Source organism: Mycobacterium marseillense (assembly GCF_010731675.1).
Classification (GTDB): domain Bacteria; phylum Actinomycetota; class Actinomycetes; order Mycobacteriales; family Mycobacteriaceae; genus Mycobacterium; species Mycobacterium marseillense.
The window spans coordinates 3,975,763-3,990,019 of sequence record NZ_AP022584.1; the positions used below are offsets into that span (position 1 = coordinate 3,975,763).

Annotated in this window: 17 protein-coding genes; 14 read left to right on the forward strand and 3 right to left on the reverse strand. The window is 66.4% G+C overall.

Annotated features, from left to right (window positions below):
• The first annotated feature begins 1 nt into the window (after position 1).
• From G6N26_RS18305 to G6N26_RS18360, 12 genes are all read left to right on the forward strand, one after another.
• Positions 2-859 (forward strand): ABC transporter permease, encoded by an 858-nt coding sequence (locus tag G6N26_RS18305; protein ID WP_083015632.1) that lies wholly within the window; start codon positions 2-4, stop codon positions 857-859.
• On the forward strand, positions 860-2,428 hold the full coding sequence (locus tag G6N26_RS18310; RefSeq protein WP_067170799.1) for an MlaD family protein: 1,569 nt from the start codon (positions 860-862) through the stop codon (positions 2,426-2,428). It begins immediately after the preceding gene.
• A complete protein-coding gene (locus tag G6N26_RS18315; protein ID WP_067170802.1) occupies positions 2,425-3,504 on the forward strand; it encodes an MCE family protein in 1,080 nt (359 codons plus the stop codon). Before G6N26_RS18310 ends, G6N26_RS18315 begins: the two co-directional genes overlap by 4 nt.
• Positions 3,497-4,543, forward strand: a complete 1,047-nt coding sequence (locus tag G6N26_RS18320) for an MCE family protein (protein ID WP_083015629.1) — start codon at positions 3,497-3,499, stop codon at positions 4,541-4,543. The genes G6N26_RS18315 and G6N26_RS18320 overlap by 8 nt, the downstream gene beginning before the upstream one ends.
• Positions 4,540-5,655 carry an MCE family protein gene (locus G6N26_RS18325; RefSeq protein WP_067170808.1) on the forward strand — a complete coding sequence of 372 codons (1,116 nt, stop codon included), beginning with the start codon at positions 4,540-4,542 and terminating at the stop codon, positions 5,653-5,655. Before G6N26_RS18320 ends, G6N26_RS18325 begins: the two co-directional genes overlap by 4 nt.
• Positions 5,656-5,657: 2 nt before the next feature.
• Entirely contained in the window at positions 5,658-6,890 is a 1,233-nt protein-coding gene (locus G6N26_RS18330) for an MlaD family protein (protein ID WP_067170810.1), read from the forward strand.
• On the forward strand, positions 6,887-8,137 hold the full coding sequence (locus tag G6N26_RS18335; RefSeq protein ID WP_083015960.1) for an MlaD family protein: 1,251 nt from the start codon (positions 6,887-6,889) through the stop codon (positions 8,135-8,137). Before G6N26_RS18330 ends, G6N26_RS18335 begins: the two co-directional genes overlap by 4 nt.
• A gap of 33 nt (positions 8,138-8,170) precedes the next feature.
• Complete coding sequence (locus tag G6N26_RS18340; protein WP_083015625.1) at positions 8,171-8,767, forward strand: Mce protein; 597 nt, start codon at positions 8,171-8,173, stop codon at positions 8,765-8,767.
• A 12-nt stretch (positions 8,768-8,779) separates the two neighbouring features.
• Positions 8,780-9,565 carry a mannan-binding protein gene (locus G6N26_RS18345; RefSeq protein ID WP_083015621.1) on the forward strand — a complete coding sequence of 262 codons (786 nt, stop codon included), beginning with the start codon at positions 8,780-8,782 and terminating at the stop codon, positions 9,563-9,565.
• A 128-nt stretch (positions 9,566-9,693) separates the two neighbouring features.
• Positions 9,694-10,953: a TetR/AcrR family transcriptional regulator gene (locus G6N26_RS18350; RefSeq protein WP_067170818.1), complete on the forward strand. Its 1,260-nt coding sequence runs from the start codon at positions 9,694-9,696 to the stop codon at positions 10,951-10,953.
• Positions 10,954-11,226: 273 nt separating this feature from the next.
• A complete protein-coding gene (locus tag G6N26_RS18355; RefSeq protein WP_067170996.1) occupies positions 11,227-11,451 on the forward strand; it encodes a hypothetical protein in 225 nt (74 codons plus the stop codon).
• 13 nt (positions 11,452-11,464) lie between these two features.
• Positions 11,465-11,812, forward strand: coding sequence for a hypothetical protein (locus tag G6N26_RS18360; protein ID WP_067170821.1), 348 nt, complete (start codon positions 11,465-11,467; stop codon positions 11,810-11,812).
• A 43-nt stretch (positions 11,813-11,855) separates the two neighbouring features.
• Here G6N26_RS18360 and G6N26_RS25840 read toward each other — a convergent pair whose 3' ends face one another.
• The 3 genes from G6N26_RS25840 to G6N26_RS18370 all read right to left on the reverse strand — a co-directional run bounded on the left by G6N26_RS25840 (position 11,856) and on the right by G6N26_RS18370 (position 13,298).
• Positions 11,856-12,023 (reverse strand): hypothetical protein, encoded by a 168-nt coding sequence (locus tag G6N26_RS25840; protein WP_165605069.1) that lies wholly within the window; start codon positions 12,021-12,023, stop codon positions 11,856-11,858.
• Between the two features lie 67 nt (positions 12,024-12,090).
• Entirely contained in the window at positions 12,091-12,876 is a 786-nt protein-coding gene (locus G6N26_RS18365) for a hypothetical protein (RefSeq protein WP_067170824.1), read from the reverse strand.
• Positions 12,873-13,298: a molybdopterin-binding protein gene (locus G6N26_RS18370; RefSeq protein ID WP_067170825.1), complete on the reverse strand. Its 426-nt coding sequence runs from the start codon at positions 13,296-13,298 to the stop codon at positions 12,873-12,875. Before G6N26_RS18370 ends, G6N26_RS18365 begins: the two co-directional genes overlap by 4 nt.
• Before the next feature lie 71 nt (positions 13,299-13,369).
• Between G6N26_RS18370 and G6N26_RS18375 the strand changes: the two genes are divergently transcribed.
• Both G6N26_RS18375 and G6N26_RS18380 read left to right on the forward strand, forming a co-directional pair.
• Positions 13,370-13,951 (forward strand): hypothetical protein, encoded by a 582-nt coding sequence (locus tag G6N26_RS18375; RefSeq protein WP_083015618.1) that lies wholly within the window; start codon positions 13,370-13,372, stop codon positions 13,949-13,951.
• Positions 13,948-14,256, forward strand: a complete 309-nt coding sequence (locus G6N26_RS18380) for a PE family protein (RefSeq protein ID WP_067170999.1) — start codon at positions 13,948-13,950, stop codon at positions 14,254-14,256. The genes G6N26_RS18375 and G6N26_RS18380 overlap by 4 nt, the downstream gene beginning before the upstream one ends.
• The last annotated feature ends 1 nt before the right edge of the window (position 14,257 follow it).

Consider the following 14,257-nt stretch of genomic DNA (forward strand, 5'->3'; position numbering starts at 1 on the left):
AATGACGGCCTCCGCCTACGTTCCCGCGCTCGCACGACCGTTCATCGGTGCATACCGGGTCGCGGCCACGCCCACCATGCGGCTGGGGCACATGCTGGTCTTCTTCGTACGTGCCGTCCTCTCGGTGCCGACCGTGCTGCGGCAATACCGCACGGAGTTCCTGCGGTTGCTGTCCAACATCGCCTGGGGCAACGGCTCGATCGTGGTCGGCGGCGGCACCGCCGGCGTCGCGGTGGTCCTCGGGTTTACCGCGGGCGCGCTGGTGGCCGTAGAGGGATACAACTTCCTGAACCTGCTCGGTTTGGGCCCCGCGACCGGCATCATCTCGTCACTGGTCAACACCCGCGAACTGGCACCCATCATGGCCTCCCTGGCGTTTGCGATGCAGGCCGGCTGCCGATTCACCGCGCAACTGGGCGCCATGCGCATCGCCGAAGAGATCGATGCCCTGGAATCCCTGGCGATACGCCCGATCCCGTTCCTGGTCACGACGCGGCTGATGGCCTCCGTCATCGCCGTCATCCCGCTCTACATCGCCTGCCTGGCGGTCACTTACCTCACCTGCCAGGTGGTCGCCAACATCATCAGCGGCGGATCCATCGGCCCCTACCTGCACTACTTCACCATGATGCTCAGCGCCAAGGACATCGCTTACTCAGTCCTCAAATGCGTTGTCTTCGTGTGGCTTTCCTCCACCGTGCAGTGCTACTACGGGTTCTACGCAGCGGGCGGCCCCGAGGGGGTGGGCGTCGCGGCAGGGCATGCCATGCGGGCCAGCATCACCGTCGTGATCATGGTCAACATGCTGCTCACGATGGCGTTGTGGAGCATCGACGCCGGCGCGAGATTCGGTGGCTGAATGGCCAATTCGCTAGATTTCGACGGGCGCGGCCCGACCGACCAGCAGCTGGTGGCCCTGGGGGCGGCGGTGCTGCTGATCGCGGGGCTGATCACGGGAAGCCTGTTGCTGAAGTCCACCGGGCGGCTCAACGATTACATCCGCGTGGTCGCCGAGCTGACCAACGTCGGCGACGGGCTGCCGGCACGCTCCGATGTGAAATATCACGGGCTGCTCGTCGGGGCCGTCGACAATGTCGTCCCGGCGGCCTACGGCAAGCCGAACTACGTGCACATCAACCTCAAACCCGAATACGCCAAGGACATCCCGAACGCGGTGACCGCGCGCGTGGTACCCAGCAACGTGTTCGCGGTTTCGTCGGTGCAACTCGTCGACGCCGGACCGAGCCCGAGCATCCGCAACGGGACGCGCATCCCCGAAGACCTCCAGCTTTCCACGGTGATCTTCCAGACCACCATCAGCAAGCTGCGCGACATCCTGGCCGCGACCGGCCGCGGCCGCGAAGACCATAGCGTCGGCATCCTGGCCGCCGTTGCGGCCGCCACCAATAACCGACGCGGCACCTTGCTCACGGCCGGCGCGCAGATGACCCGGGTGCTCGACGAGCTCAACGCCATCGTGACCACCGACCCCGGCCCGTCCACGGTCTCCGCGCTGCTGGATGCCACTCGCGGTCTGCAGGCCACCGCGCCCGACCTCGTCGACGTCTTGCACGACGCGGTCAAACCGATGCAGACGCTGGTCGAAAAGCGCGAGCAATTCCGGTCGCTGGTCACCGGCTCGCACCACACCTTCGGTGTGAACCGCCAAGCGTTCGACAACCACACCGATCAGCTGATCGAGATGAGCCAGAACCTCACGCCCGCCCTCGGCGTATTCGCCCTGAACAGCGACAAATTCGTCCCCATCTTCACCAGGCTGAACCGGTTGTCCGACAAGTTCTTTGAAGAAGTGTGGGATCCGGAGATGGACACCGGAAACATGCGGGTCAATCTGGCGCTGACCCCGACCTACACCTACACCCGCGCCGATTGCCCGCGCTACGGCCAGTTGCTGGGACCGAGTTGCTTCACCGCCCCGACCATCGCCGTGCGCCCGGACCTGCCCGAGGTGTTGCTGCCGCAGAACTACCACGCGCCCGCGGATTTGGCGCCGCCCCCGGGCACGCAGTTCGGCCCCGACGGCAACCTCACCGCGGTGGGCCCGCCGCTGTTCAACCCCAACCCCAGCCTGGAAGACCCCAACCCGCCGTTGCCGTGGTGGCCGTGGCAGATCGGTCCGACACCCCGCGTCCCGGGGACCGCCGATCCCGACGACGCGCCGCCGCCACCGGCGCCGGGGCCCCCGCCCGCGAGTCCGGCCCCGCCCGGTGCGGCCGCGCCGGCGGCCTACGGCGGCAACGTCGGACCCGTGGGTAGCCAACACGAACGCGATCAGCTCGGCGTGATCACCGGGCAAGGCCGTCCGGCGTCGGTGGCCACGCAACTGCTCCTGGGCCCGGTCGCGCGCGGCGCCGCGGTCTCCCTGAAACCACAGCAACCGCAGCCCGGGGCGGGTGAGCCGAAATGAAGGTACGCGGACCGCTGATCGGGCTGTCGCTGTTCATGGCGATCGCCATCGCGGTGACGTGGATGGTGTACGCCACCCTGCGGCGCGACGTGGCCGGCCCGACGACGCCGTACTCGGCGATGTTCACCGACGTGTACGGGTTACGCATCGGCGACGACGTCCGCATGGCCGGCGTGCGGGTGGGCCGCGTCGAAAACATCGAACTGGCCGGGAAACTGGCGAAGGTCTCGTTCATCGTCGAGAACGATCAGCGCCTGTACGGCAACACCGTCGCATCGGTGACCTACCAGAACATCATCGGACAGCGCTATCTGGGACTGTCGCTCGGTGAAACCGGCGACAGGGGAATGCTTTCGGCAGGCAGCGTCATCCCGGTGCAGCAGACCGACCCCTCGTTTGACGTCGGCAAGTTGCTCAACGGTTTCGAGCCACTGTTCACCCTGCTCAACCCCAAAGACGCCGACGACCTGACCAAGGGGGTTCTGCAGTCGTTGCAAGGCGATCAGGCTTCCATCCCGCTGCTGGTGCAGCAGACGTCGACGATCACCCGCACGCTGTCGGCGCGCGACCAGTCGTTGGGCGACCTCATCAGCAATCTCACCAAAGTCACCGACACCGTCGCGCGGCAAAACGACGACCTCGACCACGCGCTCGATCAAACCCGTTCCGCGGTCGCCAATTTCGACGCCCGCCGCCCGGCGTTGCAGGATTCGGTCGGTTCGATCGCCCGGGTGACCCGCCGACTCGCGGCGATCGCCGACGACGTCGACCCTGCATTGAACCAATTGATCACCCGGGAGCCGGGATTCAGCAAGCACCTGGCCGGCATCGAACCCCAGCTGGCGTTCACCGGCGACAACCTGCCCCTGTTGCTCAAGGGTTTCGCGCGGGCGGTCGGTGAGGGCACCTACGGCAACGCCTACGCCTGCGATCTGAACGCGACGGGCTTCTTCCCCGGACTCAACGACATCACCACGTTCATCGTGAACGCGGCCACGCCCGGCAACGCGTATCCGATCACCACGAAGAACATGGGGTGGCACACCCCGCGATGCAGGAACATGGCCAATGGCTGACGCATTGAGAACCCGATGGCTGCGGCGGCGACCGCTCGAGTCGTACAACAGGACCTGGCTCGGGCTGGCCGGCCTCGCGGTGGTCGTGGTTCTGGTCGCGGTGTCGCTCGGAATCAAGCTTCTCGGCGTCGGCTACACCCATTACACCGCCGAATTCCTGCAGGCGGCCACGCTGCGGCCCGGAAACCCCATCACCATCGCGGGCATCGAGGTCGGGCACGTCACCAGCATGAAACTCGACGGCGATCACGTCGAAGCCGGCTTGAGCGTGCGGGACAATGTCCCGCTCGGCAAGGACACCCGAGCGGTCATCAAGGTCATGACCATCCTCGGGTCGCGCTATCTCGAGCTGGTGCCCGACGGCCCGGGTTCGATTCCGGCCAAGACGATCACCCTGTCCCACACCTCGGTGCCCTACGACCTGCAGTCGCTGCTCGAAGACGCCACCACCACATTCGAGCAAGTCGATTCCGATCAGTTCGCGCAATCACTCGCCGTGCTGGGCAAGCAACTCGGCGGGGTGCCGCCGCTCGTTCCGCAGGCCGTCGCGAACCTGCAGACGCTGTCGACGATCACCGCCGACCGCCGAGGACAGCTCGGCACGCTCCTGAAAAGCACCCAGCGCGTGGTCAATACGCTGCGACGCCAGCAGACCAACATCGGACATCTGATGGACCAGGGGCAGGACCTGCTCGGCCACCTGGTGGCCCGCCAGGCCACCTTCCACGCCATGTTCGCGGCGCTCACCGAGCTCGTCGATCAGCTCGACAAGGTCATCGTCACCAACCGGCCCATGCTGGACGAACTGTTCACCAACCTGCACGACCTGACCAACATGATCGGCCAGCACGACGACTTGGTGCGAAACATTCTGCAGGTGGCCCCAGTGACACTGCGGGGCTTGACCAACGCCACCGGCTATGGGCCGGTCGTCGAATTCAACCTGCCCAACGGGCTCGCCATCGACTCGTGGATGTGCGCCATCAGCGGCCGCGCAAAGGAATTCAAGATGATCCAGTACTTCAAGGACTGCAAATGATTTCTGGTAGGCGCAAGCTCATCGCCGTGGCGGCAGTGGCCGCTTCGGCGGCCGCCGTGGCCATCGGCGTGGTCGGCCACTATGTCAAGTCGCGCCTGGACACGATGACCGTGATCGCTCAATTCGACAGCGCCGCCGGTCTTTACGAAGGCAACGTGGTCGCGGTGCTCGGCATGCCCGTGGGGAAGGTCAGCAAGGTCACGTCCAAAGGCAGCTACGTCGAGGCCGAGCTGACGGTGGACAAGAAGGTCAAGATCCCCGCCGCGGCCCGGGCGGTCACCATCACCACCTCGATCCTCACCGACCGGCAGGTCGAACTGACGCCGCCGTACCGGAACGGCCCGGTGCTCAAGAACCACGACACCATCGGACTGACCAGGACGAAGACTCCCGTCGCGTTCGACCGCGTGCTCGACATGCTCGACAAGGTCTCCAAATCGCTCAAGGGCGACGGGAAAGGCGGCGGCCCGGTCGCCGACCTGAGCGACGCGGCGGTCGCCATCACCGACGGGAACGGCAAGAAGATCCTGGCCGCTCTCGACGAGCTGTCCAAAGCGCTGCGCCTCAGCTCCGAGCGAGGAGTCACCACCCGCGAGCAACTGACCACCATCGTCACCGACCTCAGCTCGATCACCGAGGCGGCGGCGCGCAACGACGCCAAGGTGCGCGAATTCGGTTCCACCACACGCCAGCTCAGCCAGACCTTGGCCGACGAGAGGTTCGGCACCGGCGCCACCGGGCGCACCATCAACCGCATCCTCGAGGAAGTCACCACGCTGATCGAGAACAATCGCGACAACCTCAAGCAGGCGGTCCGCAACGGCGACACGGTAGCCAAGACGCTCGTCGAGGATCAGCGCGTCGTGGCCGAGTTGCTCGACGTCCTGCCGCTGACGCTGGAAAACCTCTACAACACCGTCGATCAGAACAACGGCGCGATCCGCGTGCACGGCCTGCTCGACAAGGCGCTCACCGACAGTCAGTCCGCGAAGGAACTCTGCAACCTGATGCATCTGCGTCAATTGGGTTGCAGCACTGGGACACTGCAGGACTACGGTCCCGACTTCGGTCTGACCTACATTCTCGACGGCCTCTCGGCGATGGGACAGTAGCGATGAACTGGGGCAAGCACAAGGCACTGGCGGTGGCGCTGAGCACCGTCATGGTCAGTTCGGGCTGCGCCACCAACGGGCTGGCCAGCCTGCCGTTGCCGGCGCCGGGCATGGGCGGCGGCGGATATCTACTTACCGCCGTGTTCTCCAACGCCCTGAATCTGCCCGCCCACGCGAAGGTTAAACTCGCCGGCGCCGACGTCGGCCAACTCGAAAAGATGGTCGCGCGAAACTACACCGCGGTGACCACGCTGCGCATCATGGACGGCGTGCGCATCCCCGTCGGCAGCACCGCGGAGCTACGGTCCGCGACACCGCTGGGCGACGTGTTCGTCGCGATCAAGCCACCGACCCCGACGGATCCTCATGCCCCGCTGCTCAAGGGCGGCGAGACCATCGGGTTGCCGGCCACCCGCGCCGCCGCCACCGTCGAGAGCGTGCTCAGCTCGGCCGCGCTGCTCGTCAACGGGGGAGCGGTCCGCAACTTCACCAATATCGTCAACGGCGCCGGCAAGGCAACCGGCGACCAGGGACGCGCGTTCGGCGACCTGATCAACCGGACCAATCTGCTGCTGGGCAAGCTCAATGCCCGCTCCGAGCAGATCGACGCGGCGGTGACCGAGACCGCGGGCCTGGCCGACCGGCTGGATGAAAAGAACCAAGCAATCAGCGAGGTCTTACAGGCCGTCGGGCCGGCGACGAACGTGTTGTCCAGCAACGCCGACGAAATAGCCGACGTCGTCGACGAACTCGGCGCCACGACCCGCCAGCTTTCCAAGTTCCCGTCCATCGCCGGTACCGACAAGACGGGCCGCAGCGTCATCAAGGACGCGAACACCATCGCCGGCGCATGGAACGACGTGGTGCTGAGCCCGGACACCAGCCTCGCCGGCCTGAACCGGCTGATCCCGCCCTTCGTGAAAACCACCTCCAGCGACGCTATTTCGGTACGCGGCAGCTTCGATCGCCTGGTCATGGGATCGCGACCCGGCACCGGTGCGGAGACCGGGGGATTCAAGGGCGATCCGGCGTTCCACGGACCCATGCGCCGCGACTGGAACTACATGATCGGCTCGATCAAGTACGTGCTGTGGCGACTGCAGGAACGCGTCGTGGGCCGCGGCCCGCAAACGCCGATGGGCCAAACCCCTTGGACGCCGAGCGGTCCGCCGCTCCCACCGGCGCCCGCGGGAGAAGCGCCCCCGGATCCCATGAGTCCGGAGCCGCCGCGGTGATCGAGACGCTCGCACGCTTCATCGTCACCGCGGTCAAAACCGGTCACCGGCAGCGCGCCTGGCTGTCCGGCATCGCGCTGGTGCTCACACTCGTGGTCGGCCTGGCCTACCTGGCGATCGGTGCGCTGCGCATCAACCCGTTCGACTCCACCTACCAGGTCACGATCCGGCTTCCCGAATCCGGTGGCCTGCTGGCCAACCAGGATGTGTCGGTTCGCGGGATCCGGGTCGGGCGCATCCAGTCGCTGCGACCCACGCCTACCGGCATCGAGGTGATCGCGAACATCAACGCGAATACCAAGATTCCCGCCGCCAGCCCGGTGCGCGTATCCGGGCTCTCGCCCGCGGGCGAGCAGTACATCGACTTCGAGCCCGCCTCCAACAGCGGTCCTTTTCTGTCGAACGGCAGCGTGATCGGCCCCCAGCGCACCACGACGCCGATCCCGCTGTCCCAGGTCCTGGCCGACGCCGACGGGATGCTCGCCCAAACCGACCCGAAGAAGCTCGAAATCGTCAAGCGGGAACTGAGTTTGAGCAAGGAGGGCCCGCAAAAGCTCACCGACATCATCGACGGTTCGACGTTCCTGCTGTCGACGATGGACCCGGTGCTGCCGCAGACGGTCAGCATGCTCAAGACCAGCCGCGTCGTATTGACCACCCTGTCGGACAAGAATGCCGGGCTCGCGGTGGCTGCGCGCAATGTCGGAGACCTCATGACCGGCGTGAACAAGATGGACCGCGGCTATCGCAAATTCGTCGATCAGACGCCGAACGCGATGTCCTCGGTGGACAACCTGTTCGACGACAACTCCGACACCATGGTCGGACTGCTGGCCAACCTGGTGACCACCGCACGGATCATCTATGTCCGGGTTCCGGCGTTGAACGCGGTCTTCCCGAACTATCGCGGGTCCACGCTCGAGGCCCTGATGACCACCATGCACGAGCACGGGCTGTGGGCGACCGCCGACATCTACCCGCGCTACACCTGTGACTACGGCACCCCGCGCCGGCCGTCGTCGTCCGCGGACTATCCCGAACCGTTCCTGTACACCTACTGCCGCGACGACGACCCGCAGGTGTTGATCCGCGGCGCGAAGAACGCGCCCCGACCGGGCGGCGACGACACGGCCGGGCCGCCCGCCGGCGCCGATCTGGGCCAAACCGCCGATCCAACACCCAAGGGGAGGTTCACCATTCCGACGCCCTACGGCGGACCGGTACTGCCGATCGAGCCACCTCACTGACCCACCGACACCCGCCGACCTCAAGGAGACACCGTGACCGTGACCGCCGACCAAGAGCGCGACGCCACCGAGGACGTCGAGAAGCCACCCGACGACGACCGTGACGACGCGTCGGACGTCGACGAGGAAACCCCGAAGGCTCCGGCGCGGCAGTGGAAACGGTACGCCCGCATCGGCTTGGTGGCCGCCGTCTACCTGGGTGCCTTCGGCCTCGCGGGCGGGCTCGGCTGGAAGCTATGGGATGAGCACGCGGTGACCCGCGCCGGGCAGGCGGCCCAACGGACCGCGATCGACTACGCCCAGGTGCTCACGAGCATCGATTCCAACCAGGTCGACCAGAATTTCTCCGCCGTACTCGACGGTGCCACAGGGGAATTCAAGGACACGTACACCAAGGCCAGCGTGCAGCTTCGGCAATTGCTGGTCGACAACAAGGCCACCGCGCACGGGACCGTGATCGACTCTGCGGTCGAATCCCAGAGCAAAACCAGGGTGGTCGTGCTGTTGATGGTCGACCAGGCGGTCAGCAACGCGGTGCGTCCCGATGGTCGCGTCGACCGGAGTCGCATGAAGATCACCATGGATAATGTCGGTGGCCGTTGGCTGGCCAGCAAAGTCGAACTCCCCTAGGACGTTTCGATGATGCGGATGATCTGGCTTTCGGCCAGTGTCGCGGCGGTGGCCGTGGCGGTGTTGACGGCGCCGTCGGCGTCGGCGTCGGCGCAGTCGTTTTGCGGCGACCTTGGCGGCGATTGGGACGGACAGTACTGCCACACCTCGGTAACATCCGACCGAAAAGCCGTGCGCGACATCAAGATGGCACTGCCCGGCGATCTGGTTGAAAACCCGACCAGCGGCCCCGCGATCCGCGAATACCTGCATAACCTGATGAACAACTGGCGCACGAAGGGCGCCTCGATGGTCCAGGACAGCTGGGGCGAGGAGAACTTCCAGGTTTTCCCCCACGGGCGGGCGCTGAGCGTGGCCTTCCACGAGGACTACCACGCCGACGGGCCGTCGTTCAACAACGCCTATCGCACCTTCACCTTCGACATGGCCGGTGGCCGACGGTTGCAGCTGGCCGACATCACCAAACCCGGTGTCGACCCGCTGACCGCCATCCCGCCGTTGGCCGAACCCTTCATTCAGGAGGCGCTCGATCGCGCCGCGTGGCAGCACGCCCCGGGGACGTATCCGTTCACCGTCGACCGCTGGACACCGGACAAGGTGTTCTCCGGGGGCTACAAGGCGTGGGCTCTCACGCCCGACGAACTGATCCTTTACATGCCGGATTACCCGGTCGGGCACGACTCGCCTATCCAGTACGGGCAGTCCCAGCAATGGTTTATGGACGGAGGCACGGCCCAGCCACACATCCCGCTCAGCGCGCTCGGCTCGGTGCTGCGGCCGGAATTCGGCGGGGCGTAACGGGGTTGGACGTCGAATGATCGTGGGTATAAGCCTGCGCCTCGCGGCGCCTCCTCAGCTGGCCGCGCCGCAAAACCGGTCGTCCACCGATGGCCCGGTCAGCCCTCCCTGCGGCTACGGTGATCTGTATGCCATCGGCTAGCCGCTCGTCTGCGGATCATGTCAAGCGGCGCCCGAAGGACCGCAAGATCCAGATCGCCCGCGCCGCCACCGATGCCTTCAGCGAGCTGGGCTACCACGCGGTCAGCATGGAGAACATCGCGGCGCGGGTCGGCATCTCCGCGGCCGCCCTGTATCGGCATTCGCAGGGCAAATACGACTTGTTCCGTGATGTCGTCCTGGCGCTGGGCCAGCAACTGGTGGACGCCACGGCGTTCGCCGATGATTTGCCCGCCGACGCCGATCCCGACAAAGTCCTCAGCGCGCTCACCCGTGCGCTGATCGACACCACGATCGTCAACCGCACCACCGGCGGACTGTATCGGTGGGAAGGCCGCTATCTGCGCGGGGACGACCAACGCGCGTCCGCGGACCAAATCAAACTGATCAACCGGCGTCTGCAGCGGCCGTTGGTCCGGCTGCGGCCGAAACTCACCTCGCGGCAGCGCTGGTTGCTGTCGGCGGCCACGCTGAGCGTCATCGGCAGCATCACCGATCATCGGTCCCGCCTCGGTAACGCGGAGATCCGGGCGGCACTCACCGATGTCGCGACCGCGGTCCTGCAGGCCGAGTTGCCCGCGCCGCGCGAACGTGACTCCGAACCGTTGCGCACGTCGACGCTGACGAGCGCCGCCGGCAGCTACGAGCTGCTGCTCCACGAGTCGATGCGCCTGTTCAACGAACGTGGTTACCGCGAGACCGGTATGGAAGACATCGCCGCGGCGGTCGGCATACCGGTTGCCAGCATCTACCAATACTTCCCGGGGAAAGCCGCCATCTTGGCGGTCTATTACCGGCGAGCCGCCGACCAACTCTCGGGCGACCTGTCCAGCATTCTGGCCACCAGCGACGATCCCGAGCAGGCGCTCGCGCGGCTCATCGACGCCTATGTGACCCGGTCGTTCGCCAACCCCGAGCTCGCGTGTGTGTATTACACCGAGCGACACAACCTGCCCGAGACAGATGCGGTGCTGCTGTACAACATTCAGCGCTCCACCGTCGAGTCCTGGGCCCGATTGGCCGTAGCGGCAAGTCCGCAACTCACCCTTGGTCGCGCGCGTTACGCCGTGCATGCTGCGTTCGCGCTCGCGGTCGACATCGGGCGCTTGGTGCACCCCGACACCAGTCAGTCCGCCACTCTCACGGTGCGTCGCCTGATGGAAGTGACGGTGCTGGGACGGCCGGCCGCATCCCCCGACGCGGTTGGCGAGCGCCGGCAACGGCGCTGAAAGACAATTCAATCCGGATAACAGCGCTGCACTTGCTGCGATGCGTCCACCGCGATCGGAGAATCAGCGGAGACTGAACGTGCCTTTCCGGCACCGTATCTGCACGTAAAGGGTTGGGCGCCAATCGCTGCCGATCGGTCCCGTGCACTACCAAATCATCCGAATCGGTATTAACATATTCAGCGTCTAGTCCGCGCGCCGGAATGTGGTGGTCCTCATCGCTTGGTGTGGGTCGGCGGTAACTCCGGCAGCGCCCGCGCGAAAGGGATGTTCATGCTCACCAGGCTTCGCAAGTTCCTCGAGTATCAGTTGAGCATCGCCGAACTGCTGGGACTGGGCATCCTGCTGGGCACGCCGTACCTGATTGTCGGCGTGATCTGGTCGAGCACGCACACCGCGCATCTGCACGACATGCACGGCGTCGATTTGGTGGTGTCGTTCCTCGGCTCGATCGTGTCCTGGCCGGTGCTGCTTTTCTCCAATGTTTGTATGACCTAGGGGGCTCAGGCGCATGGTCACGCGCGGACCGCTCATTGTCTTCGCGGCGGTGGTGTTCTTGGCCGGGGGGCTGTTCGCGTTGCGGTTCCCGGTTTTCATCGAGGCCTATGACCAGTTCGGTTGGCAGGTCAAATGCGGCAGCGGCTTTACCACCGATCTGACCCAGGCGTCCAACGCCCACGCTCCGCATACGGCGGGCGACAACTACGTGGGTCAATGCAATGACGCGCTGCTTGCCCGACGCGTGTGGGCCATCCCCGCGGCGGCCCTCGGGGGCCTGACCCTGACCTGGGTCGCGACCGCGGCGCTTGCCCACGACCGCCGAGCCCGCATCGAGCACAGCGAAGCTGATCGGCGGTAGCGGGTCGACGAAAAACCTTGGGAATCAACAGCCATCGCTGAGGCTATCGCGTGCTCTCGTCGGGGGTGTCGTGCCGTGACTGGTGCAAACCCGGCGCGTCCAAGTCTTCGTTCTGGTGCTCGAGCTGGTCCTGCAGCTTGCGTTGTTCCTCGGTTGTCTTCCGGGCGTCCTCGGGCGCAGCGGGCGAGTCGGTGTTGACTTCCTGATCCACCAGGATCTCCTCTGAACGTCTGCAATGGCTCCTGTCAGGGTCTCCCGAATCGCGTGCGCCGAAACACTCAATACTGTTTGACCACGGCACGCGGGGCCGTTCGCCAGGTTCTGCCGCCGCCGTCCTGCGGGCGCGGCTGCTCGAGAAGCAGGACGGCCAGTCCGTCGAGCAGCACTGGGCGCACCCAGTCGCCCAGTTCGATCACCTCACCGGACGCCGGCTGGCGATGCAGGTCGTCGCGGGCGAGATCGATCGGCGTCAGGGTGCGGACGGTGTCGAGGGTGGCGTGCTGAGGCAGCTTGCGGATGCCGGGCAGGGTGATGAACAGCCCGTCGTTACCGGACAGGTGCAGGCCGAGGGCCGCCAGCGCGCCGGTCATGCCCTCTCGGGTGCCCCCGTGCCCCGACAAATGCACACCGAGAGCCGGGGCGAGTTCGCGAGCTTCGCTGGGATGCAACACTTCTCGTTTGGCGCGGCGACCGAACTCAATGAGCCGCGCGGCGTCTTCGAGGTCTCCCGGAACGACGACGGCCAGCCCGGGGTCGGCATCGGGTGGGCAGACCCGTTCCAAGAACTGCCCGGCGAGTTCGATGACTGCGCCTCGCACCGCGTGTGGGTCGCCGCCGGCGCTGCGCCAGGCCAGGCACGCGCTCGAATTGTGGGACGTATAGGGGATCCGGTCGTCGACAAGCAACTGGTGGCGGGTGGCGCCGGCGGGCGAGCCGAGGCCGGCCGCCGCCAGCTCGTGAAGCAGCGCGCGGGCGCGTCGGCCGGTGCCGGGCGTATAGGCGTTGTCGGTGTCGTCGATGCCGATCAGCAGGTCCACCCCGGCGAGCGCGGAGGCTGGGGTCACGGGTTGACCACCAGCGCGGTGACATCGCGGACCCATTGATCGCGGCGAAGTTTGGCGCCCGTCAGCTTCAGCGTGTTGCGCTTGGTGAAGCTGAGGATCGTCTGATCGTCGAGCGCGGCAGCGACCAGCGTCTGGGCCGGGTCACGGCCTTCCACCCGCACCCGGGTGGCGTCGGCCGCGCCGGCGGCATTGAGAATCGAGCGCACGCTGGGACCCTTCTGGACCGGTGCGCCGTGCGATTGCGGCGTGGCGACCTCCATCTGCGGTAGCTGCTGTAGCTGCGCGAGGGTGAACCGATCGAGCACGTGGTGATCGTCCTGGACGACAAGCTGATTGTCGGTCCCGGAGGGGCTGCACGCAACGACCCCAGCGCTGATGGCCAGGACCGCGACTGCTCGGAGCGGCCGCGTATAGCTGCGCATTTTCGGATCCTATCCTGTGAATGCGCCGCAAATAAGGGCCAGGGCGGGCGCTGGCAACTTATGCTTTCGGGGTGACCGTGATGCAACGCCCGGTGGCGAGTTACCGCGCCGCTCGCGAGGCGGTGTTCCCCCTGCTCGCGGTTGCCGCGATCGTCGCCTCCACCGACGTCCGGATCCCGCTGGGCCTCCCCGGCCACCGCGGACTCATCTGGCTGACCCTGTTGGTGGCGGTGGCGCTGGTGACCGTCCGACGCGAGACGGTGCTCGCGGTCGGGGCGGCCTCCACGGTGGCGGCGTTGCCGATGCACGGGTGGAGCGATCCGTTGTGGAGCAGTCGCTATGTGGCCGCCGCGGCATTGCTCTACGCCGTCGCCTCCCTGCCGACGGTGCGGGCGCGGCGGTGGTTGTTGGCGATAGCTGCCGCGCCGATTCATCTTGTCGCACTGGCCAGTTCGGTGTTCAGCCTGCACACCGGCGGCCATATGTCCACCTGGGTGTCCAGTGGTCTGCTCGAAAAGGCCGGCTGGCATGTGGTTTTCGGGTTTGCCGCCGGCATGCTCGCCTGGGTGGTGGCGCTTTGTGTGGGATACCTGCCCCCGCCGCACGCAACCGGGACGTGGTGCAAGAAACGAGTTGAGGAGTGGCCGCGATGACGCTACGAGTTCTTCCCGAGGGCCTGGCCGCGACGAGCGCGGCGGTGGAGGCGATCACCGCCCAGCTCGCGGCCGCACACGCGGCCGCCGGCCCGGTGGTCTCGGCGGTGGTTCCACCGGCGGCCGATCCGGTATCCCTTGAAGCGGCAGCCATTTTCAGCGGCAGGGGCAGCCAGCATACGGCCGCGGCGGCCAAAGGCGTCGAGGTGTTGGGCCGGGCCGGGATGGGGGTCAGCCTGGCCGGCGTCGGTTACGCCGCCGAGGACGCGGCGGACGCGGCGACTTATCTGGTATCAGGCGGCTGAC